The sequence below is a fragment of the Micromonospora sp. CPCC 205739 genome (assembly GCF_036906795.1).
Taxonomy (GTDB): Bacteria; Actinomycetota; Actinomycetes; order Mycobacteriales; family Micromonosporaceae; genus Micromonospora.
Map to the genome: position 1 here is coordinate 1 of NZ_JBAKHS010000035.1, position 20,565 is coordinate 20,565.

Here is a 20,565-nt window from a genome sequence, read left to right on the forward strand (position 1 = left end):
ACCAACCCGTGAAACCGTTACACCGCAACAAACGCCACCGAACCTAACAAAGCACTACTAGGCCGTGTTTCAAAAGTTGCCGGGCAGCCACTCGTTGATCAGGAGATGTGCAGGGTGGCTTCGTCGTCTGCCAGGGCCCGTAGCATTCCGGCACGTCTCCCAGCGCCTAGGATCGGCTCATGATCGCCGACCTGCAGTGTGTCGTGCTGGACTGCTCTTACCCGGCGGAACTTGCCGAGTTCTACCAGGCGCTCCTCGGCGGTGCCGTCAACCAGCGGGATCAGCGATGGGCGATCAGCAACGACTGGGCGACGTTACACACGTCGTCTGGCCTCGTCCTGGCCTTCCAACGCGCATTGGATTACCAGCCACCGCAGTGGCCCGACCCGGCCCGGCCACAGCAGTTCCACCTGGACTTCGGTGTTACGGACCTGGACCGCGCCCAAGAGCAGGTGCTGGCCCTGGGAGCAACGGTGTTGGACGATGGAGCAGATGGACGAGGTTGGCGTATCTATGCCGACCCTGCAGGGCATCCGTTCTGCCTTGTCCGCCACTGACGAAACACTTCCTAGGCGACGCGCCGGGGGCGTGACGGCCTTCGGGGAAGGTCAGCGCAGCCCGGCGGCGATGGCGTCGACGAGCAGCGCCCCGAGGATCCGCGCCAGGGTGGCCCGCGCCGCCTCGACGTCCAGGCCCATCGCGTCGCGCAGCATCGACCAGGCCGACCAGGTGCTCGCCACGGTCAGCGCGTCGAGCAGCTGCTCACGGTCCGGCCCGGCGTGCGCCAGCTCCGGGCCGAAGACGGTCTCGATCTCGCCGCGTACCCGGGCGATGTTGCCTTCGCGGTTGCGGCGCAGCTGCGGCGAGAAGGGCTCGCGCAGCGCGGAGGCGCGGGCCGTGGGGGCCAGCACCTCCAGCATCCGGGCGCGCTGGGCGCTGAACTCCGCGATCCGCCGGGTGAGCGGCAGCTCCGGCGGGATCGGCCGGACCAGCGCCTCCTGCCGTTCGCTGACCCGGCGCCCGGTCGCGGCGAACAGGGTCTCCATGTCCTTGAAGTTGGTCCACAAGGTCCGCAGCGACACCCCCGCGCGGTCGGCGATGCGCTCCCCGGTCGGCCGCAGGTCACCCTCGTCGATCAGCGCGAGGTGCGCGTCGACGATGGCGCTACGGGTACGCTCGGCGCGCGCCGAACGCCCGTCCACCCGCGCCGGCGCGTCGGCGTCCACGTCGATCATGTGACGGTCCCCTGTCGTGACGGTGCCGGAGAAAACTGCACCGGCAGTGTATCGAGATGCGCCAACCGACGACCGGAGGGCACCGGATCGGTCGATCCGTTGACACGGCGGCCCGACAATGCGCACCGTAGGTGCACCTGTTGAACGGCACGGAGGACCGACGATGAGAGTTTTCGCCACTCCCGACGAGCTCACCAAGGCGCTCGGCGACCACCTCGGCTACAGCGACTGGCACCTGGTCGACCAGGCCCGGGTCGACGCGTTCGCCGAGGCCACCGGGGACCGGCAGTGGATCCACGTGGACCCCGAGCGGGCGCGGAGCGGGCCGTTCGGGGGCACGGTCGCGCACGGGTTCCTGATGCTGTCGCTGCTGCCCGCGCTCGGCGCCGAGGTCTACCGGGTCGAGGGAATCCGGATGGGCGTCAACTACGGGCTGGACCGGGTCCGCTTCCCCGCCCCGCTGCCCACCGGCAGCCGGGTCCGGGCCGGGGTCAGCCTGCTCGCGGTGGAGCCGGTCGCCGGCGGACTCCAGGTGTCCAACGAGGTGACCCTGGAACGCGAGGGCGGCGACAAGCCGTGCTGCGTCGCCCGGACGCTCGCCCGCCTCTACGTCTGAGCAGCCCGGGCCGCCACCGTCCGGTGGCGGCCCGGGCCGGACCCGCCGCGCCGCCTGCCGACCGGCGGCGCTCGCGGATCAGGTCGTCGGGATCGCGTCCGCCGGCGGCGCGGCCGGCGCCCCGGTCAGCTCCGTGACGGCGCCGTCACCGTCGTCGGTGGTGTAGGTCGGGCCGAAGTACGCCTGGACGCCGTTCTGCACCTTGTTCATCCGGACGCCGCTGTAGCCGGCGTGGACGTCCTTGCTGTAGCGGAACGGGGTGAGGCCAGGCCCGGTGAAGCCGCCCTTGCGCACCGCCTCGACCAGCTTCTCGCGGGTCAGGTCCTTGCCGGCGGCGAGCAGCGCCTGCACGAAGGTGTACGCCATCGAGTAGCCGTAGACCGCGTTGCCGTCGATCGGGTTGGCGGCGTTGTACTGCTGGTGGATCTTGGTGTACGCCTGGATCCACGGGTCGCTCTGGTCGTTGGCCATCGGCAGGTAGTTGTCGGCGATCATGCCCTCGAGGATCACCTTCTTGTCGCCGAGCTGGGTGGAGAGCGTGGTGTAGTCGGCGCCCACGTTGGACACCACCCACTGCGCCCGGAACCCCTGGCCGGCGGCCTGGCCCATGGCCAGGGCGGTGAAGCCGGGAATGGTCGCCGAGATCACCACCTGGCAGCCGGCCGCCTTCAGCGCCCCGATCGCCGGGCCGACCTGCTGGTTGGTGGTGGTGTAGGTCTGCTTGGCGGCCACCGGCCCGAGGATCTTCTCCACCCCGGCGAGGGAGTCGCGGCCGAAGTCGTCGTTCTGCCCGAAGTGGCACACCTTCTGGCCCGGGAACTGCTGCTTGACGAAGGTGGCCAGGATCTTGCCCTCGACGGTGTAGTCGGGCTGCCAGCCGAAGGTCGTCGGGTACTTCTCCGGCTGGTTCCAGTTGCGGCTTCCGGAGGAGACGAAGAGGTCGGGCACCTTCTGGGTCTTCACGAACTCCAGCACGTTGGTGTGGGTAGGGGTGCCGAGCCCGCCGAGCAGGGCGAAGACCTTGTCGTCGAGGACCAGCTTGCGGACCACGTTCTCGGTGTTCGCCGGGTTGTAGCCGTCGTCGACCGCCTTGTAGACGATCTTCCGCCCGTTCACCCCGCCCTTGCTGTTGACGTGCTCGAAGTACGCCTTGGTGGCGGCAGAGATCCGGGAGTAGCCGGGAGCGGCGGGACCGGTGAGCGGCTGGTGGGTGCCGATCACGACCTCGGTGTCGGTGACGCCGGGGACGTTCTCGGCCGCCTGTTTCTCGTCGTTGGCGCAGGCCGACGCGCCGACCAGCAGGGTGAGGGTGGCGGCGGCCGCGAGAGCGCGGCGTGCGGTGGGATGCATGGTTCTCCTGTCTTTTGCGACGGGGGGTGGGTGCGACGGTGGGGTCAGCGGCTCGGTGCCCGCCGACGCGGCCTCAGACGTGCGGTGAGCGTGCGGGCGGCGCCCTGCAGGCCGCCCGGGGCGACGAGCATGACGACGATCAGGACGAGACCGAACACGGCCAGGGCCAGGTTGCCCTCCAGCCGCTGGGCCAGGCCCGCCGGCAGGGTGAAGGTCTCGGTGACGAGGCTCGGCAGGTCCTGCAGGGCGACCAGCAGGACCGCGCCCCAGACCGCGCCGGCGAGGCTGCCCAGCCCACCGATCACGATCGCCATCAGCAGGAACAGCGACAGGTCGAGGGAGAACTTGCCGGGGGCCACGGTGGCGGTCAGCACCGCGTACACGCCCCCGCCCAGGCCGGCGCAGGCGGCGCTCACCACGAAGGCGAGCACCTGGTTGCGGGCGACGTGGATGCCGGAGAGCCGGGCGGCCACCTCGTCGTCGCGGACGGCGCGCAGCGACCGGCCGAACCGGCTGCGCACCAGGTTCGCCATGAGCACCATGGTGGTCAGCGCGGCGAGCAGCGCGATCCAGGCCAGCCAGCGCTCCGGCTGGAAGTAGGCGCCGAGGAACGCCGGCGGTGTCTCCGCCGGGAAGCGCAGTCCCTGCTCGCCGTTGAAGGTGTCGATGAAGATCGTGGTGATCGCCGGGACCAGGGTGGCGACGGTGAGGGTGACGCCGGCCAGGTAGGGCCCGCGCAGCCGGGCGGCGGCCAGCCCGATGACCAGCCCGGCCGCCGCGGTCACCGCCACGGCGGCCAGCAGGGACAGCGGCAGGATCCATCGGCCCTGCACCGCCCGCGCCTCGAAGGCCCGGTGGAACAGCGCGACGGTGTACGCCCCGGTCGCCATCAGGGCCCCGTGCCCGAGGGAGAGCTGACCGTTGAGCCCGACCAGGACGGTGTACCCGGCGGTGACGCAGAGGAACGCGCAGACCCGGGCCACCTGGAGGTTCTGGTACGGCGGCAACTGGTTGGTCAGCAGCACGACCAGCGTGCCGGCGAACACGGCCGGGACCAGGTGGCGCAGCAGCGTGGCGCCCCGCGCCGGAGCGGCGCCCGGCGGGCCGGGCAGCAGCCGGCGCAGCGGTGACGGCCGGATGGACGGCGGCTCCGAGGTGGACACGTCGGGCTCGGTGGTGGTCACACGTGCCTCGCTCTCGCGCTGGAGAAGAGCCCGCCCGGGCGGACCAGCAGGACCGCCAGCAGCAGGACGAGGACGGCCAGCGGCGTGGTGTCCGGGCCTAGGTAGCCGGTGACGTAGGACAGGATCAGGCCGACCAGCAGGCCGCCGACCACCGCACCGGCGGGGCTGTCCAGGCCGCCCACGACGGCGGCGGTGAAGGCGACGACGAAGACCAGGTCCATCGCGTGCGGGTGCAGCCCCAGCCCGGTGGGGATGACCAGCATGCCGGCGAGGGCGCCGACCGCGGCGGCCAGCGCCCAGCCGACCGTCAGCATCCGGCTGACGTTCACCCCGAGCAGCCGGGACACCTCGGGGGCGAAGGCGGAGGCCCGCATCCGCAGGCCGATCGGGGTACGGGTGAACAGCAGCGCGAGCAGCACCACGACCACCAGGACGGCGCCGAGGACCCACAGGTCGTACGGGGACAGGGCGGCGATCCCGCCGATCGACAGGGCGTCGGTGTCGAACGGCGCGGCGGCCGGCCGGTACTCGTTGCCGAAGACGATGCCGAGCACCGCCTGGATCAGCAGCACCAGACCGAGGGCGACGATGACGTCGTTGAGCGGGTTGGCGTGCCCGACGAAGCGCATCAGCACCCGTTCGACGAGCGCGCCGAGCGCCAGGCCGGCGAGGACGGCCGCGCCGAGGCCGAGCCAGTACGAACCGGTGGCGGAGGCCACCGCGTAGCCGACGTAGGCCGTCGCCACCGCCATCGCGCCCTGGGCGAAGTTGACCAGACGGGCCGCCCGCCAGATCAGCACCAGGGCGAGGGCGAACGCCGCGTAGACGGCGCCGGTGGAGAGTCCGTCGAAGGTGAGGAACAGAAACCGGTCCAAGCGCGGATCCTTCCTACGGGTGGGTGGTCAGAACCCGAGGTACGCGTGGCGAAGCGTGTCGTCGTCGCGCAGCTGCGCCGCCGGGGTGGCCATGACGACGCGGCCCAGGGACATCACCACGCCCTGGTCGGCGACCGAGAGGGCGCTGCGCACGTTCTGCTCCACGAGCAGGACGGTCAGGCCGCTGTCGTCGCAGAGCCGCCGCAGCAGCGCCATGATCTGCGCGGTGACCCGGGGCGCGAGGCCGAGCGACGGCTCGTCGAGCAGCAGCAGCCGAGGCCGGGCGATCAGCGCCCGGCCCAGGGCGAGCATCTGCCGCTCCCCGCCGGAGAGCTGGTGCCCGGCGTGCCGTCGCCGCCGGGCCAGCGGCTCGAACAGCTCGTACACCTCGTCCTGGGCGCGCCGGGCGTCGGCCCGGTCGCGGCGCCACAGCCCGCCGAGGCGCAGGTTCTCCTCGACGGTCAGCTCGGCGACGATGCCGCGCCCCTCCGGCACGTGCGCCATGCCGCGCCGGACCAGCGCCTCGACGCGGACGCCGCGCAGGTCCGTGCCGTCGTACCGGACCTGGCCGGCGGTGGGGCGCAGCAGGCCGGACAGGGTCCGCAGCAGGGTCGTCTTGCCGGCGCCGTTGGCGCCGAGCACGGCGGCGATGGTCCCGGTGGGCACGGCGAAGGTGACCTCGCGCAGCACCGGCACCGGTCCGTAACCGGAGCTGAGCGCGTCGACCTCCAGGATGGCGCTCACGGCGCACCCACCGGGCCGGCGGCGGTGCCGGTCGCGCCGGCCGGGACGTCGGCGCCGAGGTACGCCTCGGTCACCAGCGGGTCGTCGCGTACCTGCTCGGGGGTGCCGGCGGCGATGACCCGGCCGAAGTCGAGCACCACGATCTCGTGGCAGACGGACATGACCAGGTCCATGTGGTGCTCGACGAGCATGATCGAGCAGGCGCCGGCCGCGCGGCCGGGCAGTGCGGTGACCAGTTCGGCCAGCTCGGCGATGTCGTCGGCGCCGAGCCCGCCGGCCGGCTCGTCGAGCAGCAGCAGGCGGGGGCGGGCGATCAGGGCGCGGGCGAGGGCGACCCGCTTGCGCACGGCGTACGGCAGGGTGCCGGGCGGCGCGGCGGCGTGCTTCGCGACGCCCAGCTCGGCCAGCAGGTCGAGGGCCTCCTCGCGCAGCCGCCGTTCGTCCCGGTCGCTGCGGGGCAGGCCGAACAGGGCGGTGGCGAAGCCGGCCCGGGCGGCGTGGCTGGCGCCGGCCATCACGTTCTCCACCACGGTGAGGCCGGGGAACAGGCCGACGCCCTGCAGCGTGCGGGCGATGCCGAGGCGGGTGAGCCGATGCGGGCGGGGGCGGAACGGCCGGCCGTCGAGGGTGAGCGATCCGCTGGTCGGCGGGACGAAGCCGCAGACCACGTTGAACAGGGTGGTCTTGCCGGCGCCGTTGGGGCCGATCACGCCGACGATCCGGCCGGGCGGCACCCGCATCGAGACGCCGTCCAGCGCGACCAGTCCGCCGAACCGGACGCCGACGTCGTGCAGGGCCAGGTCGATGCCGCCGGTGGGGGTGTCGGTGGGGGGTGGGCTCATCTTCACCTCTTACGGGACACGGCGGCGGGGGTGTGCGCGGTGCGACTCGGGCGAAGCGTGGGGGCGGTTATTACACCGGGAGTGTACTTTTCGAGCGGTGTGCGTCAATGGCTTGTTACGACGCTGTGATGTGGACCTGTCGTACCAGGACATCGGTGGGCGGCCCGGGTCCGTGCGGACCCGGACGGGAGCGACTATTGCACTTGCCGTGCAGGCGTTTCCAGCAGTTCCTTCTTCAACTCGCGCTTGAGCAACTTGCCCGTCGGGCCCTTCGGCAGCTCGGGGACGATCCGGACCTGCCGCGGGTACTTGTAGGCCGCCAGCCGCTCCCGGCAGTACGCCACCAGCTCGTCGGGCGTCACCCGGGCGTCCGGCCGGACGCTGAGCACCGCCACGACCTCCTCCCCCAGCCTGGCGTCGGGGCGGCCGAGCACCGCCGCCTCGACGACCGCCGGGTGGGCGTACAGGACCTCCTCGACCTCGCGGGGATAGACGTTGTACCCACCCCGGATGATCATGTCCTTCTTGCGGTCGACGACGAACAGTTGACGATCTCTCCGCCCTAAAGGACGGAGATTCCCTCCGCGCTGCGCGTGGAACACGCGGCGTCCGGGCGGATTCCTGCTTCCTCGCGCGGTGCCGGCACGAGTGCCGGTCTTATCTGCGCTCCACAGGCGTTTAGGCTCTCGGCGCGTCCCGCCGCGAGGACGTTCGTGGCCGCGTTGACGTCCCGGTCGTGGGTGCTGCCGCAGGGGCAGTCCCACGCTCGGACGTTGAGCGCCATCTTGTCGTTGATCCGGCCGCAGTCCGAGCACATCCTCGTGGACGGGAAGAACCGGTCCACGCGGGCGAAGGTGCGCCCGTACCGGGCGGCCTTGTACTCCAACATGCTTGTGAACGACGCCCAACCGGCGTCGTGCACGGACTTCGCCAGCCGGGTCCGGCCGAGACCGACGACGCACAGGTCCTCGACGTACACCGCTTGGTTGTCGCGGATGATCGCCGTGGACAGCTTGTGCTGCCAGTCCCGCCGAGTGTCGGCCACCTGGGCATGCGCCCGAGCGACTTTCACGACGGCCTTCTTGCGGTTGTTCGATCCCTTGGTCTTGCGGGAGAGGTCTTGCTGCAACCGCTTGAGCTTGCGGGCCGCGCGGCGCAGGAACGTCGGGGCCGCGACCTTCGTACCGTCCGAGAGGACCGCGAAGTGGGTCAGCCCCAGATCGATACCCACCTCGGCCCCGGCCGGCGGCAGCGTCTCGTCCTGCGTGGTCTGCACGACGAACGAGGCGAAGTACCGGCCCGCCGCATCCCGGATCACCGTGACCGAGCTGGGCTCGGACGGCAGACCCCGCGACCAGCGCACCTCCACGTCGCCGATTTTCGGCAGGCGCAGCCGGCCGTTGTCCAGCACCTTGAATCGGGCGTTGGCGGTGAACCGGATCGCCTGACGGTTGTCCTTGCGGGAGCGGAACCGCGGCGGTGCCACCTTGCGGCCCTTGCGCTTGCCGGTGATCGAGGCGAAGAAGTTGCGGTACGCCACGTTCAGATCGGCCAGCGCCTGTTGCAGCACGACCGACGAGACCTCGCCCAGCCATGCCCGTTCCGGGGTCCCCTTGGCCGCGGTGACCCGCTTGGACAGCTCGGCGTCCGACAGGTACGGCAGACCCTGCTCGCGGGCTTCCTGCCGTGCGCGCAGCCCGTCGTTGAACACCACCCGCGCGCACCCGAACGCCCGAGCCAGCGAAGCCTGCTGACTCGGCGTGGGATACACGCGGTAGTTGTAACGGAGCTGCACGAGCGTAGAATACCATTGGTTTATGGCTGAACTCGAAGGCATCCGCACTGGCAGACACTGCGTTTTTGCTCTGCACGCTCACTTGGTCTTCGTGACGAAGTTCCGGCACAAGGTGTTCGGCGACCGGCACCTCGCCCGCATGGAAGAGATCATGAGGGCGGTGTGCGCCGACTTCGAGACCGAACTGGTCGAGTTCAACGGCGAGAACAACCACGTCCACCTGCTCGTCAACTTCCCGCCCAAGGTCGCCCTGGCGAAGTTGGTCAACAGCCTCAAGGGCGTGTCCAGCCGACGGATGCGGCAGGAGTTCCCCGACCTGCGGCGGCACTACTACCGGGCCAACAAGCTCTGGTCGGGCTCGTACTTCGCCGGCTCCGTCGGCGGCGCACCGCTGAGTGCCGTGCGTCAGTACATCGAACAGCAGAACCGCCCGGTCTAAGGCACTGCTCGAGCCTTGACGGCCCTCCCAGCACGGGCCTTCACCCCCGCCCTGAAGGGCGGAGCACTGGCCCGCACCCCGGTAGCCCTTCATCACGTTGTGCCCGCGCACCACGATCTCGCCGATGTGCTCGGGTCCGGGTGGCAGCGGCCGGTCGGCGTCGTCGACGATGCGGGTCTCCACGCCCCAGATCGGCTTGCCGATGGAGAGCACCTTGCGCTGCTCGGCGCTGATGTTGAACGTCGTCGTGCTGGCCGTCTCCGACAGCCCGTAGCCCTCCAGGATCACCACGCCGGGGAACCGCTCCTCGAAGGCGCGGATCACCTCGCCGGGGATGGGCGCCCCGCCGGAGACGCCGACCCGCAACGAGGAGAGGTCCCGGCCGGTGAGGTCGGCCTGCAACAGGGCGAAGTACATGGTGGGCACGCCGGAGAAGATCGTGCAGCGGTGCCGTTCGATGGCGTCGACCACCGGCCGCACCTCGAAGCGCGGCACGAGCACGATGGTGCCGCCGTAGCGCACGGCGACGTTGAGCACGCTGGAGAGCCCGGCGACGTGGAACAGCGGCAGGACGGCCACGCCGATGTCGTCGTCGGCGAAGCCGAACAGGTCGCCGCCGACGGTGCAGTTCATGTAGAGCTGGAAGTGGGTGAGCTCGGCGCCCTTGGGCCGGCCGGTGGTGCCGCTGGTGTAGAGCAGCACCGCCGTGTCGTCGGCGTCCGTCGGCGCGATCTCCCCGGTGTCCTTGCCCCGGTACAGCTCGTCGTAGTGCCGGGTCCCCGGCGGCCGGCGGTCGCTGCCGGGCAGCTGCACCACGTACGTCGTCACGCCCTCGACCTGGGCGGCGCCCCGCACCGCCTCCCCGGCGAACAGTTCGAAGGTGACCAGGACCCGGGTGTCGGAGTCGGCGAGGTGGTACGCCACCTCGTCGGCGCGCAGCAGCGGGTTGAGCGGCACCATCACCAGGCCCGCCTTGAGGACGGCGAAGTAGGTGAAGAGGAACTGCGGCAGGTTGGGCAGCTGCACCGCCACCTTGTCGCCGCGGCGCAGGCCCAGCCCGAGCAGGCCGGCGGCCACCCGCCCGGAGACCTCGTCGACCTGGGCGTAGCTGAAGCTCAGGTCGTCGAGGTGGCAGAGCGGCTTGTCGGGATGCGCCCGGCGGGGCTCCCGGAGGATCGTCGCGAGGTTGAAACTCATCGGTGCTCCTCCTGTGCGGCGAGTCGCGGTACATCGAGCAACGTGACAGCCGGTCTACGCCCCGCGGCGGTGGGCGTCAAGGCATGACGAGGCCGCCGTCGACGGGCACGGTCACTCCGGTCACGTACGACGAGGCGTCGCTGGCCAGCCAGATCAGCGTGGCGGCGAGCTCCTCGTGCTCCCCGAGCCGCCCGGCCGGGGCGAGCGCCTTGACCATCTCGAAGGTGCCCGGCTCCAGCTGGTCGCTCATCTCGGAGGCGAAGAAGCCGGGGGCGATGCAGTTGACCCGGATGCCCTTGCGGCCGGTCCACTGCGCCGCCAGGTCGCGGGTCAGGCCGATGACGCCGGCCTTGCTGGACGCGTACGCGGCCTGCGGGATGCCGCCGGGGCGCAGGCCGATGACGCTGGAGATGTTGACGATGGCGCCGCCGCCCGTCGCCGCCCGGGCGAACGCCTGAGCCATCCAGTAGCTGCCCATCAGGTTCACGTCGACGACGGAGCGGAACTGCTCCGGCGTCTCCCGGGAAGCGGGCACGGCGGTGCCGACCCCGGCGTTGTTGACCAGCACGTCGACCCGTCCGAAGTGCTCGATCGCGGTGGCGACCAGCGCCTCGCAGTCCTCGGGACGGCTGACGTCGGTGGCGCGGTACGCGTACCGGCGGCCGGCCTTCTCGACCAGCGCGCCCGTCTCCGGCAGGCGCTCGACGCGGCGGGCGCCGAGCACCACGTCGGCGCCGGCCTCGGCGAGCGCGCGGGCGAACGACACCCCCAGGCCGGAGGAGGCGCCGGTCACGACGGCGACCTTCCCGTCGAGGCGGAACCGGTCCATCACGCTCACCCTGGGGCTCCTCACGTTCGCGGTGCTCTGGACGCCATACCGACCAGCCGGTATGTTCGGCGTTCGGCGACGGTAGCGAGCCGCCGACACGCGCGTCAATGGGGAGGCAGCCATGGACTTCGAACCGACCGCACGGTCCGCCGAGTACCTGAAGCGGCTGCAGGAGTTCATGGACGAGCACGTCTACCCGGCCGAGGCGGTCTACGCCGCCCAGCGCGCCGAGCTCACCGCGGCCGGCAAGCGCCACCACCTGCCCGCCGTCGTCGAGGACCTCAAGGCCGAGGCGCGCCGCCGGGACCTGTGGAACCTGTTCCTGCCCGACGTATCCGGGCTGACCAACCTGGAGTACGCCCCCCTCGCGGAGCTGACCGGCCGCTCGATCGACATCGCCCCGGAGGCCGTCAACTGCGCCGCCCCGGACACCGGCAACATGGAGATCCTGCACATGTTCGGCACCGACGAGCAGAAGGAACGCTGGCTGCGCCCGCTGCTCGACGGGCAGATCCGGTCCGCGTTCGCGATGACCGAGCCGGACGTGGCCTCCAGCGACGCCACCAACGTGCGCACCCGCATCGAACGCGACGGCGACTCGTACGTCATCAACGGCCGCAAGTGGTGGACCACCGGCATCGCCGACCCGCGCTGCGCCGTCATGATCGTGATGGGCAAGACCGACCCGTCGGCCGACACCCACCGGCAGCAGTCGATGATCCTGGTGCCGGTGGACACCCCCGGCGTCGAGGTGGTGCGCTCGCTGCCCGTCTTCGGCTACCACGACCAGCACGGGCACGGCGAGGTGGTCTTCACCGACGTCCGGGTGCCGGCGTCGCACCTGCTCGGCGAGGAGGGCGGCGGGTTCGCCCTCGCCCAGGCCCGGCTCGGCCCCGGCCGGATCCACCACTGCATGCGCGCCATCGGCCTGGCCGAGCGGGCGCTGAGCCTGCTGGTGCAGCGCGCCACCACCCGGGTCGCCTTCGGTCAGGAGCTGGCCCAGCAGGGCGTGGTGCAGCAGCAGATCGCCGAGTCGCGGATGGCGATCGAGCAGGCGCGCCTGCTCACCCTCAAGGCGGCCTGGATGATCGACCGCTACGGCGCCAAGGCCGCCCGCACCGAGATCGCCGCGATCAAGGTGATCGCCCCGCGGGTGGCGCTGGAGGTGATCGACCGGGCCATCCAGGTGCACGGCGGCGCCGGCGTCTCCGACGACTTCCCGCTCGCGTCGATGTACGCGGGCGCCCGTACCCTGCGCATCGCCGACGGCCCCGACGAGGTGCACGTGCGCGACGTGGCCCGCCGGGAGATCCGCCGCCACCGGGAGTCGCGGTGACGGTGGCGACCGGGTCCGCCGTCGCGCCCGAGCGGCGGCGGGCGCCGCGTGGCTCGGCGCGGCAGAGCATCGTCGCGGCCGCCACCGAGCTGTTCGCCCGGCGCGGCTACGAGGCGACGAGCGTGCAGGAGATCGTGGCCGCGGCGGAGGTCACCAAGGGTGCGCTGTACCACTGGTTCGGGTCCAAGTCCGAGCTGTTGACCAGCATCTACCGCGAACTGCTCGCGGAGCAGACCCAGCGGCTGGCCGAGATCGCCGCGGGCGACGGGCCGGTGCGGGAGCGGCTGCGCGCGGCGGCCCTCGACGTCGTCGCGCACACCGCCGAGCACCTCGCCGAGCTGACCGTCTGGGCCCGCTCGGCGCATCTGCTCGACGACGAGCACGCCGAGGCCACCCGCCGGGAGCGCCGCCGCTACCACGACCTCTTCCGTGACCTCGTGCACGAGGGTCAGCTGGCCGGCGTGGTCCGCACCGACGTCTCCGCCACGGTGGTCACCCACACGTTCCTCAGCGCGCTGGGCAACATCCACACCTGGTTCCACCCGGACGGGCCGCTGACCTTCACCGAGGTCGGCCACCAACTGGTCGCGCTCTTCGTCGACGGCCTGCGCCCCCCGGCGGAGCCCGAGCCGGCCGGGCGCCCCGCACCGCGCTGACCCAGGCCGGGTCAGATGTTCGCCGAGTCGGCCGGCACGCCGGGCGGCAGCGACGGCGCGCCCGCCGGCTGGTCGCCGCCCCGGCAGGACAACCCCACCGTGTACGCGGTCATCGACAGCGACCCGTACGCGTACCCGTGCACCAGCACCTCGGGCTTGGACCTGCTCGCACCGGCGATGCCGGCGAGGTAGAGCAGCGGGATGAAGTGGTCCGGCGTCGGCACCGCGCACCCGAAGTCGCGGTGGGCGTCCAGCCGGGCCGCCTCGGTGGGCTCGTCGAGCATCACCTCACGAGCCGCGTCGTCGAAGCGCCGCGCCCAGTCGAAACCCCGGTCGCCCAGCATCGGGTCCACCCCGCCCAGGTTGTGCACCACGTTGCCGCTGGCCACCACGAGCACCCCGCGCTCGCGCAGTGGCGCGAGCTGGGCGCCGAGGCCCAGGTGGTAGTCCAGCCCCTTGAACGCGTTGATGCTCAGCTGCACCACCGGGACGTCCGCCTCGGGAAACGCGTGGGTCAACACCGACCAGGTGCCGTGGTCGATGCCCCACGAGTCGACGTCGGCGCCCACCCAGGTCGGACGGACCAGGTCGCTGACCTCCTCGGCCAGCTCCGGCAGGCCCGGCGCCGGGTACCGGACGTCGAACAGCTGCTGCGGGAAGCCGTAGAAGTCGTGGATCGTGCGCGGCCGGGGCATGGCGGTGACGGCGGTCGCGCCGATGTACCAGTGCGCCGAGACCACCAGGATCGCCCGGGGCCGGGGCACCGCCCGGCCGAACGCCCGCCAGGCCGAGGTGTACCGGTTGACCTCCAGGGCGTTCATCGGGTTGCCGTGGCCGAAGAACACGGCGGGCATCATGTCGGGACCCTGCTGACCGCTCATGCCGCTCCCTCCGTGCCGTGGTCCGAGGGTAGTCCGGCGGGGGCGGGCGTCGCGGCAGATCAGGCCGGTACGCCCCGTCAGCCGACGAGGTAGGCCGGGGGCACCGCGTCGGTCAGCCACACCCCGTTGGCGCTGCGGTAGAAGACGTGCCCGTCGCGGGCCATCGCCGCCGCGTCGACGGCGAGCACCACCACCGCGCCGCTGCGGCGGGCACCGACCCGCCGGGCCGTCGCCACGTCCGGCGACAGGTGTACGTGGTGCCGCCCGCCCCGGTGCAGGCCGGTGGCCCGGATCGAGTCCAGCGCGGCCGCGCCGGTGCCGTGGTAGAGGCGCTCGGGTGGCGTGGTGGGCTCCAGCTGCAGGTCGACCGGGATGCTGTGCCCTTGGCTGGCCCGGATCCGTTCGACGCCGTCGGCGCCCCGTTCGACGGCGAAGCGCTGCTTGTCGTTGCCGGCCACGACCGCGTCGAGGTCGGCGCGCGCGATCCGCATGGCGGCGAGCAGGTCTGCCACGGGCACCCAGCCGGCCCGGTCCGGGGTCAGGCCGAACCGGGCCGGCTGGTGCCGCAACGCCAACGACATCCGCTTGCTCAGCCGCACCAGCGCCCGATGGTCCACCGGACCATTGTCGACCATGGCCGTCTGCGGCGGCGACGGGATTGTCGCCCCGCCCCGCAGCGCCCGGGGCGGGGCGGCCGGGTCGGAGCGCGGCACTCCCCCGCTACACACCGGCCGTCATCCCGGCCGGGTGAACCGGGTCGCCGCCGCGCCGTCGAGCCGGCCGGGCGGGAGCCGGCGACCGCAGAGCACCAGCAGCAGATCCTGGGCCAGACCCCGCACGGGTGCGCCCTCGCCGTGGCTCCAGTCGAGGTCGGTCGCCCGGAGCTGGACGCCGCTCAGGTCCGTACCGAAGAACGCGACGTTGCGGGGCGACATGCCGGACAGCACCAGGGCGACCCGTTCCGGCGGGACGCGGCGGTCCAGCCCGAGGCCGACGGTGATGTCCAGGCCGTGGATGACGTCGTGCGAGAGCGCCCCGTGGACGCCTCCGCCCGGCGGCGTCCACCGGTGGCCGATGTTCTCCCTTACCGCCGCGAGCAACTGCTCGGGCGACAACGCGGCGGCGTCGCGGCGGGCGGTGCGGTCGGCCATCCGGTTGATGTTCCCGCGTGCCCTGGCCAGCTCCACCAGCGTCCGCCCGAGCGGAGTCCGGAACGGCATGGTGGTGTGGGCGACCACCTCCCGCACCCGCCACCCGTCGCAGAGCGTCGGCGCGTCCCACCGGTCGCGAGGCAGCGCCGCCAGCAGCTCGGCCTGTTCCGTCCGTTCCGCCGCCACCGCGGCGCGGAGTTCGTCGTCGGTCATCCGGGTTCCTTCCGTCCGGTCCGGGACCCCGGCACCGGGATCCTCGGAGGGGATACGGACCGGAGGCGCAGAACTCATCGGTCGATGGGCGTATGGTCGGGCGGGTGCGGGAGAGACCGGCCGACCGCGACGTCGCGGTCGAGATGCTGCGCACCGAGCTGACCGGGTTCTGCTACCGCATGCTCGGCTCCGGCTTCGAGGCCGAGGACGCCGTGCAGGAGACGTTGACCCGGGCCTGGCGAGCGTCGGACCGCCACGATCCGGCCCGCGGGTCGCTGCGGACCTGGGTCTACCGCATCGCGACGAACGTCTGCCTGGACATGCTGCGCAGCGCGCAACGCCGGGCGCGGGCGATGGACCTCGGCCCCGCCGCGGAGCCCGGTGCGGGCATCGGCGCGCCGGCGCCGGAGCACGTCTGGATCCAGCCGGTCCCCGACGACCGGGTGCTGCCCGGGTACGGCGACCCGGCGGAGGTGGCGCTGCGGCGCGAGACGATCCGGCTGGCGTTCGTCGCCGCCCTGCAACACCTGCCGCCCCGGCAGCGGGCCGTGCTGATCCTGCGCGACGTGCTCTGCTGGCGGGCCGACGAGGTGGCGCACCTGCTGGGGGCCAGCGTCGCGTCGGTGAACAGCGCGCTCCAGCGGGCCCGGTCCACCCTGCGGGCGGTCGGCCCCACGCCCGGGGAGGCGTCCCCACCCACCGAGGCGGCCCAGCGCGAGCTGCTGACCCGCTACTGCGCCGCCTTCGAGCGCCACGACGTACCGTCCCTGGTGGCTCTGCTGCACGCGGACGCCACCATGTCGATGCCGCCGTTCCGCTGGTGGCTGCGCGGCCGGGACGCGATCGCGCAGGCCCTGTCCGACCCGGGCGCCTCGTGCGCGGGCGCGCGGCTGGTGCCCACCGCGGCGAACGGGTCACCGGCGTTCTGGCAGACCCGGCCGGGGCCCGACGGCGTCCACCGGCCCTTCGGGCTGGTCATTCTGGAGCTGTCCGGCCAGCGGGTGCGGGGGATCACCACGTATCTCGATGCGGATCGGCTGCTGCCGCTGTTCGGCCCGCCGGCCCGCTCGACCGATCCGGTGCCGGCGGTCTGAGGCCCCCGGCCCCGGGGGCTCGCGGAATCACGTGGAGCGGGCGGACGGGATGAGTCGGGTGCCGGTCGCGTAGCTGGCGTAACCGATGAGGTACTGGCGCGCCTGGTCGCGGGTGACCGTGGTGCCGGCGATGACGTGATAGCCGTAGGCGTCCTCGAGGGCGACGAGGTTTCTGGCGGCCTCGACCGCGGGCAGGGCGAGGGTGAACACGCCGTCGCGGCCGCCCTCGGTGAGGATCTGCTCGTAGAGCTGCACCTGCCGGTCGTAGAGGGTGCGCCGCAGATCGGCGTCAGCCGGTCGCCGGCGCGCCTGGGGTGAGAATTCGTAGAGCAGACAGCACAGCTCATCGTCGGGGCCGCTCGGCAGGCCGGTGTCGATGGCGGCCAGCAGTTTCCCCGCGGGGTCCGGCGCCAGTGCGGTCGCCTGCGCTCGTTGGCGGTGGAAACGGTCGACGGCCTCCTCGTAGACCTGTTGGAAAAGGCCGTCGAGCTGGCGGTAGTAGTAGGTCACCGTGCCGGGGGACGTACCGGCGGCCTCGGCGATGTCGCGGATGCGAACGTTCGCCAGACCGTGGGTGATGATGGCTCGCCGCGTCGCTGCCGCCAGATGTGCACGCTGCTGGTCCTGCAGCTTCGGGCGGGCCACGGCTCCCCCAGTCTTCTCCGAGCGGTCCATGGACGAGCGTCACGCTATCAAGAGCGCACCGGGCGATGCAGGCGACCGGTATGTTCGTCGTCGCGGACGAAGAATCCCTTGCGATGGAGGTGCCGGTGTCGGGAGACGGCCGACGGAGCCGGCCGGCGAAGCCGGGCGCTCGCGAACTTGGGCTCCCGCTGCCCGGTGTACCTGGAACGAACAACGCCATCACCGATGTGCCGGGTGTGGAGGTCGGCGCGGTCACCCTGATCGAGGGCGCCGGAGCGCTGACGGTGGGCGTCGGTCCGGTCCGCACCGGCGTGACGGTGATCCTGCCTCGGGGCCGCGCGGGGGTCGGGTCGGCGTGCGCGGCGGGAACGTCCGTGCTCAACGGCAACGGGGAGATGACCGGAGCGGCATTCATCGAGGAGGCGGGCCTGCTGGACCTTCCCGTGGTGCTGACCAACTCGCACGCGGTCGGCGCCGGGCACCGCGGTGTCATCGACTGGGTGGTCGCCAACGTTCCGCGCCGGGCTGAGCGGTGGATGCTGCCGGTGGTGGCCGAGACGTACGACGGCTACCTCAACGACATCAACGGCGAGCATGTGCGGGCGACGACGGTCGTCCGAGCGATCGAGCAGGCAGCCGGCGGGCATGTGGCGCAGGGTTCGGTCGGCGGGGGTACCGGAATGTGCTGCTACGGCTTCAAGGGTGGCACCGGGACGGCCTCGCGGCTGGTGACCCTGGCCGGACGAAACTACACGGTCGGTGTGTTGGTACAGGCCAATTTCGGTGCCCGCGAGGAGTTGGTGGTGGCGGGGATACCGGTGGGTCGAGCGCTGCCGGGCGAGGACCCCCGGACCGGCGCGTCGCTGCCGGCCGGCGCGGGATCGGTCATCGCCGTGGTGGCGACGGACGCGCCGTTGCTGCCCGGCCAGTGCAAGGCGCTGTCACGGCGGGTGCCGCTCGGCTTGGCGCGCACCGGCACGACGGGTTCGCACTTCTCCGGCGACCTCTTCCTCACCTTCTCCACCGGGAACGAGGTTGGGCTGGGTGCGGACGAACCGCAGCCCGGGAGCGAGCGCCTGGACACGCTGACCTACGTGCCCTGGGGGTTCATCGACCGGTTCTTCGACGCGGTCGTGCAGGCCGTCGAAGAGGCCGTACTCAACTCGTTGTTCGTCAACGACGACATGACCGGCCGCGACGGTCACCGGATGCCCGCCCTGCCGGTCGATCAGGTACTGGACCTGGTGCGGGCCGGCCGGCGACCGTAGTCGGCGGCCGGCCGGCTCCTCAAGATCCGGTCAGTAGCCGTTGGGCGTCAGGACATCGACGAAGATCGGGTCGCGTTCGGTGCCGCCGAGGGTGATGGAGTCGTACTTCACGTAGCCGTAGTAGGCGTTGGCGTCGATGGCCTGGTTGTTACCGACGTACACGCCGGTGTGGTCGAGGTCGCCGCCGTAGCGGATGCCGTCGTTGGGGTCGGTGTCCCAGAAGATCAGATCGCCGGGACGGGGGTCGCTCGTCCGACGCCCCTGGTTGATCTGGCCCTGTAGCCAGTAGTTGAGCTGCAGTCCACGTCCGGTGGCGGCATAGGTGCCGTCCCAGATGGCGTGCCGGTTGAGGCACTCGCAGTCCACCGCCGCTCTTCCGCACGTCCATCCGTAGGCCAGGCGGTAGGGGGTCCCGAGGTACGCCTTCGCCGCGTTGACCACGCTCGCGCGCACTCCCGCCGCCTGTGCCGCGCCTGCCGCGACGAACGTCGATCCTGCCGTCGCCAGCGTCGCCGTCACGCCCACCGCCACGGCGCGACGCGCCAACCGTCTCATGCCCGCACCCATACCGGTGCCTCCTCCTGGTCGCCGAGCACGGACACCCGCGCCGGGCCCGAATTAATCGTCTCGGACAGCAAAGAATAGATGGACGCCACTGTCAAGGGATCGACGGATATGGCGGGGCCGGACAGCTGGACGAACGTGTTCGCCTCGTGGCCGCAGTCGAGGAGCCGGCTTCGCCGGCATGCCCGGCGGGACCTGGTAGCCGGTGGTCCCCCAGCGCGCGGGCCCGGACCACGGGGACGGTCGCTGCCGCGTCAGGTGCACCCGCTTCAGGGCTACCGGCGCCCGGGAAGAACCGTGGCAGTCGGTTGACCGGCCAGGCGCGGCGGGTGGATGCCGAAATCGGCCTCCACGACGTCGAGCCGCTCCAGCAGCTCGTGGTACCGGCGGCCGGCGCGGCGTGCCTACCGAGGTCGGGCTGGCCCGGGTGTTGGCACGGCGCGGGGCGAACCGCTGCGTCATATACGACGCAGCAGGCCCAGATCGTCAGCCAGTGCGTGCGGTCTTGCATCACGGCTGCCGAGACCGTGGGCCCACTGATCCGGTGTTGCTCAGCCGACCGGTCCGGTTGTCACGTGCGGCCGTACCGCCGGTTCGAGCAGCGACAAGGTCCGCTGCTGCGCATCGAGGCCGACGCGGATGCCGACCGGCATCGGCAGATTCGGGCCGGCGTGTCCGAACTCGACGTTGCCCAGGACCGGGATGTCACGGTCGCCGAGGACGTCGAGGACTATCTCGGGCAGGGTCGGGGACGCGTCGGGCGCCCCGAGTCCGTCGATCGCGTACGGGACGCCCACGACCATGCCGGCGATCCGATCGAGGATGCCGCAGTGCCGCAGCACCTGCAGATCGCTCCACACCCACGACGCGTAGCCGCCCATCTCCTCCCAGAACAGCACCGCGCCGTCGAACCACTCGAGCGGCAGCGCGTAACGCGTCGCCTGCGCCCGCATGATGCGATTGAGCACCCCGCCGATCAGCCAGCCCTCGGCACGACCGGCACGCCAGCACTCCCACGACGGGCTGGCAGGCAGCGCACCGATCGCCTCCGTACCGGTCAGCAACGTCGAGTAGAGCTTCTCAAGCTCCGCTCTGCGCGCCGCGGGCGCAGCCTGCCACGCCCCGCCGAGTCCAGGCGTGGCCATGTCGGCATGGAACCCGACCAGACCCGTGCGCGCATAGAGCACCAGATGCAGCAGCGAGATGTCGCTGTAGCCGAGGATCGGCTTGGGGTCGGCAGTGATCGCCTCAACGTCGATCAGGTCGAGGTAGCCGAGCGCCGTCTGGCCGCCGTCATGCGCGATGATGGCGCGCACCTCAGGATCACGCAGAAGAGCATTCAATTCCCTGGCGATCTCCGCCGGCGTAGCCGCGCTCCACCAATGGTGCCGCCCTGCTTCGAGTAGCGGTGCCCGACGCACGCGGAATCCCATCCGCTCCAGCACGACTACCGCCTGCTCGAGGTCGGGCTCGTAGACGGCATGGAGCGGCCCGGACAGCGATGCGACAACGACGAGATCTCCGGGCCTCAGGGCACGAGGTCGAAGCGGTTGAGGCAGTACAGACCCGGTCACCGACGCAGTGTCCCAACACGCGCGACAACACGCGACACACTTACCGATCGACCGCCCAGCAGGCCTAACCCGCACAG

Annotated in this window: 22 protein-coding genes and 1 pseudogene; 7 read left to right on the forward strand and 16 right to left on the reverse strand. The window is 71.8% G+C overall.

The window, feature by feature from the left end; translation table 11 throughout:
* The first annotated feature begins 179 nt into the window (after positions 1–179).
* Positions 180–557, forward strand: a complete 378-nt coding sequence (locus tag V6U88_RS28810; protein WP_334457826.1) for a VOC family protein — start codon at positions 180–182, stop codon at positions 555–557.
* Positions 558–608: 51 nt separating this feature from the next.
* Here V6U88_RS28810 and V6U88_RS28815 read toward each other — a convergent pair whose 3' ends face one another.
* Positions 609–1,235: a TetR/AcrR family transcriptional regulator gene (locus V6U88_RS28815; protein ID WP_334457828.1), complete on the reverse strand. Its 627-nt coding sequence runs from the start codon at positions 1,233–1,235 to the stop codon at positions 609–611.
* Between the two features lie 163 nt (positions 1,236–1,398).
* On the opposite strand from V6U88_RS28815, the gene V6U88_RS28820 reads away from it, so the two are divergent.
* Complete coding sequence (locus tag V6U88_RS28820) at positions 1,399–1,851, forward strand: MaoC family dehydratase (protein WP_334457830.1); 453 nt, start codon at positions 1,399–1,401, stop codon at positions 1,849–1,851.
* 78 nt (positions 1,852–1,929) lie between these two features.
* Here V6U88_RS28820 and V6U88_RS28825 read toward each other — a convergent pair whose 3' ends face one another.
* The 7 genes from V6U88_RS28825 to V6U88_RS28855 all read right to left on the reverse strand — a co-directional run bounded on the left by V6U88_RS28825 (position 1,930) and on the right by V6U88_RS28855 (position 8,641).
* Entirely contained in the window at positions 1,930–3,201 is a 1,272-nt protein-coding gene (locus V6U88_RS28825; protein ID WP_334457832.1) for an ABC transporter substrate-binding protein, read from the reverse strand.
* Between the two features lie 44 nt (positions 3,202–3,245).
* On the reverse strand, positions 3,246–4,385 hold the full coding sequence (locus V6U88_RS28830) for a branched-chain amino acid ABC transporter permease (protein ID WP_334457835.1): 1,140 nt from the start codon (positions 4,383–4,385) through the stop codon (positions 3,246–3,248).
* Positions 4,382–5,260 (reverse strand): branched-chain amino acid ABC transporter permease, encoded by an 879-nt coding sequence (locus tag V6U88_RS28835; protein ID WP_334457837.1) that lies wholly within the window; start codon positions 5,258–5,260, stop codon positions 4,382–4,384. The genes V6U88_RS28830 and V6U88_RS28835 overlap by 4 nt, the downstream gene beginning before the upstream one ends.
* A gap of 27 nt (positions 5,261–5,287) precedes the next feature.
* Positions 5,288–6,004 carry an ABC transporter ATP-binding protein gene (locus V6U88_RS28840; RefSeq protein WP_334457839.1) on the reverse strand — a complete coding sequence of 239 codons (717 nt, stop codon included), beginning with the start codon at positions 6,002–6,004 and terminating at the stop codon, positions 5,288–5,290.
* A complete protein-coding gene (locus V6U88_RS28845) occupies positions 6,001–6,846 on the reverse strand; it encodes an ABC transporter ATP-binding protein (protein ID WP_334457841.1) in 846 nt (281 codons plus the stop codon). Before V6U88_RS28845 ends, V6U88_RS28840 begins: the two co-directional genes overlap by 4 nt.
* Before the next feature lie 194 nt (positions 6,847–7,040).
* On the reverse strand, positions 7,041–7,364 hold the full coding sequence (locus V6U88_RS28850; protein ID WP_334457885.1) for a class I adenylate-forming enzyme family protein: 324 nt from the start codon (positions 7,362–7,364) through the stop codon (positions 7,041–7,043).
* Positions 7,365–7,408: 44 nt separating this feature from the next.
* Positions 7,409–8,641 carry an RNA-guided endonuclease InsQ/TnpB family protein gene (locus tag V6U88_RS28855; RefSeq protein ID WP_334457843.1) on the reverse strand — a complete coding sequence of 411 codons (1,233 nt, stop codon included), beginning with the start codon at positions 8,639–8,641 and terminating at the stop codon, positions 7,409–7,411.
* A gap of 22 nt (positions 8,642–8,663) precedes the next feature.
* Between V6U88_RS28855 and tnpA the strand changes: the two genes are divergently transcribed.
* Complete coding sequence (tnpA, locus tag V6U88_RS28860; RefSeq protein WP_210779084.1) at positions 8,664–9,080, forward strand: IS200/IS605 family transposase; 417 nt, start codon at positions 8,664–8,666, stop codon at positions 9,078–9,080.
* 141 nt (positions 9,081–9,221) lie between these two features.
* Here the strand turns inward: tnpA and V6U88_RS28865 are convergent.
* Positions 9,222–10,277 (reverse strand): annotated as a pseudogene (locus tag V6U88_RS28865) (AMP-binding protein); the annotation flags it as partial.
* A gap of 76 nt (positions 10,278–10,353) precedes the next feature.
* A complete protein-coding gene (locus V6U88_RS28870; RefSeq protein WP_334457888.1) occupies positions 10,354–11,106 on the reverse strand; it encodes an SDR family NAD(P)-dependent oxidoreductase in 753 nt (250 codons plus the stop codon).
* Between the two features lie 121 nt (positions 11,107–11,227).
* Here V6U88_RS28870 and V6U88_RS28875 point away from each other — a divergent pair, with 121 nt between their 5' ends.
* Positions 11,228–12,442, forward strand: coding sequence for an acyl-CoA dehydrogenase family protein (locus tag V6U88_RS28875; protein ID WP_334457850.1), 1,215 nt, complete (start codon positions 11,228–11,230; stop codon positions 12,440–12,442).
* Positions 12,439–13,098, forward strand: coding sequence for a TetR/AcrR family transcriptional regulator (locus tag V6U88_RS28880; RefSeq protein ID WP_334457852.1), 660 nt, complete (start codon positions 12,439–12,441; stop codon positions 13,096–13,098). The genes V6U88_RS28875 and V6U88_RS28880 overlap by 4 nt, the downstream gene beginning before the upstream one ends.
* A gap of 11 nt (positions 13,099–13,109) precedes the next feature.
* Here the strand turns inward: V6U88_RS28880 and ygiD are convergent, their stop codons facing one another.
* The 3 genes from ygiD to V6U88_RS28895 all read right to left on the reverse strand — a co-directional run bounded on the left by ygiD (position 13,110) and on the right by V6U88_RS28895 (position 15,343).
* Complete coding sequence (ygiD, locus tag V6U88_RS28885; protein ID WP_334457854.1) at positions 13,110–13,979, reverse strand: 4,5-DOPA dioxygenase extradiol; 870 nt, start codon at positions 13,977–13,979, stop codon at positions 13,110–13,112.
* 77 nt (positions 13,980–14,056) lie between these two features.
* A complete protein-coding gene (locus tag V6U88_RS28890) occupies positions 14,057–14,614 on the reverse strand; it encodes an RNA 2'-phosphotransferase (protein ID WP_334457890.1) in 558 nt (185 codons plus the stop codon).
* A 99-nt stretch (positions 14,615–14,713) separates the two neighbouring features.
* Positions 14,714–15,343 carry a maleylpyruvate isomerase family mycothiol-dependent enzyme gene (locus tag V6U88_RS28895; RefSeq protein ID WP_334457856.1) on the reverse strand — a complete coding sequence of 210 codons (630 nt, stop codon included), beginning with the start codon at positions 15,341–15,343 and terminating at the stop codon, positions 14,714–14,716.
* Positions 15,344–15,447: 104 nt separating this feature from the next.
* Here V6U88_RS28895 and V6U88_RS28900 point away from each other — a divergent pair, with 104 nt between their 5' ends.
* Positions 15,448–16,437, forward strand: a complete 990-nt coding sequence (locus tag V6U88_RS28900) for a sigma-70 family RNA polymerase sigma factor (RefSeq protein ID WP_334457858.1) — start codon at positions 15,448–15,450, stop codon at positions 16,435–16,437.
* Between the two features lie 27 nt (positions 16,438–16,464).
* On the opposite strand, the gene V6U88_RS28905 is transcribed toward V6U88_RS28900, so the two are convergent.
* Positions 16,465–17,112, reverse strand: a complete 648-nt coding sequence (locus tag V6U88_RS28905) for a TetR/AcrR family transcriptional regulator (RefSeq protein ID WP_334457861.1) — start codon at positions 17,110–17,112, stop codon at positions 16,465–16,467.
* An 83-nt stretch (positions 17,113–17,195) separates the two neighbouring features.
* Here V6U88_RS28905 and V6U88_RS28910 point away from each other — a divergent pair, with 83 nt between their 5' ends.
* Positions 17,196–18,350, forward strand: a complete 1,155-nt coding sequence (locus V6U88_RS28910) for a DmpA family aminopeptidase (RefSeq protein WP_334457863.1) — start codon at positions 17,196–17,198, stop codon at positions 18,348–18,350.
* A 30-nt stretch (positions 18,351–18,380) separates the two neighbouring features.
* Here the strand turns inward: V6U88_RS28910 and V6U88_RS28915 are convergent, their stop codons facing one another.
* Both V6U88_RS28915 and V6U88_RS28920 read right to left on the reverse strand, forming a co-directional pair.
* Positions 18,381–18,905, reverse strand: a complete 525-nt coding sequence (locus V6U88_RS28915) for a C40 family peptidase (protein ID WP_334457865.1) — start codon at positions 18,903–18,905, stop codon at positions 18,381–18,383.
* Positions 18,906–19,465: 560 nt separating this feature from the next.
* The gene (locus V6U88_RS28920) at positions 19,466–20,563 is read right to left on the reverse strand and encodes a S66 peptidase family protein (protein WP_334457867.1); all 1,098 of its coding nucleotides are present in this window, start codon (positions 20,561–20,563) and stop codon (positions 19,466–19,468) included.
* Positions 20,564–20,565 lie beyond the last annotated feature (2 nt).

What these genes read in the sequence shown, in the direction of transcription:
- V6U88_RS28910 (WP_334457863.1), top strand. Translation starts at nt 17,196, where the DNA reads ATGGAGGTGCCGGTGTCGGGAGACGGCCGACGGAGCCGGCCGGCGAAG.
- V6U88_RS28825 (WP_334457832.1), bottom strand. Translation starts at nt 3,201, where the DNA reads ATGCATCCCACCGCACGCCGCGCTCTCGCGGCCGCCGCCACCCTCACC.
- ygiD (WP_334457854.1), bottom strand. Translation starts at nt 13,979, where the DNA reads ATGAGCGGTCAGCAGGGTCCCGACATGATGCCCGCCGTGTTCTTCGGC.
- V6U88_RS28915 (WP_334457865.1), bottom strand. Translation starts at nt 18,905, where the DNA reads ATGAGACGGTTGGCGCGTCGCGCCGTGGCGGTGGGCGTGACGGCGACG.
- V6U88_RS28875 (WP_334457850.1), top strand. Translation starts at nt 11,228, where the DNA reads ATGGACTTCGAACCGACCGCACGGTCCGCCGAGTACCTGAAGCGGCTG.
- V6U88_RS28815 (WP_334457828.1), bottom strand. Translation starts at nt 1,235, where the DNA reads ATGATCGACGTGGACGCCGACGCGCCGGCGCGGGTGGACGGGCGTTCG.
- V6U88_RS28845 (WP_334457841.1), bottom strand. Translation starts at nt 6,846, where the DNA reads ATGAGCCCACCCCCCACCGACACCCCCACCGGCGGCATCGACCTGGCC.
- V6U88_RS28850 (WP_334457885.1), bottom strand. Translation starts at nt 7,364, where the DNA reads ATGATCATCCGGGGTGGGTACAACGTCTATCCCCGCGAGGTCGAGGAG.
- V6U88_RS28895 (WP_334457856.1), bottom strand. Translation starts at nt 15,343, where the DNA reads ATGACCGACGACGAACTCCGCGCCGCGGTGGCGGCGGAACGGACGGAA.
- V6U88_RS28810 (WP_334457826.1), top strand. Translation starts at nt 180, where the DNA reads ATGATCGCCGACCTGCAGTGTGTCGTGCTGGACTGCTCTTACCCGGCG.
- V6U88_RS28905 (WP_334457861.1), bottom strand. Translation starts at nt 17,112, where the DNA reads ATGGACCGCTCGGAGAAGACTGGGGGAGCCGTGGCCCGCCCGAAGCTG.
- V6U88_RS28890 (WP_334457890.1), bottom strand. Translation starts at nt 14,614, where the DNA reads ATGGTCGACAATGGTCCGGTGGACCATCGGGCGCTGGTGCGGCTGAGC.
- V6U88_RS28870 (WP_334457888.1), bottom strand. Translation starts at nt 11,106, where the DNA reads ATGGACCGGTTCCGCCTCGACGGGAAGGTCGCCGTCGTGACCGGCGCC.
- V6U88_RS28820 (WP_334457830.1), top strand. Translation starts at nt 1,399, where the DNA reads ATGAGAGTTTTCGCCACTCCCGACGAGCTCACCAAGGCGCTCGGCGAC.
- tnpA (WP_210779084.1), top strand. Translation starts at nt 8,664, where the DNA reads ATGGCTGAACTCGAAGGCATCCGCACTGGCAGACACTGCGTTTTTGCT.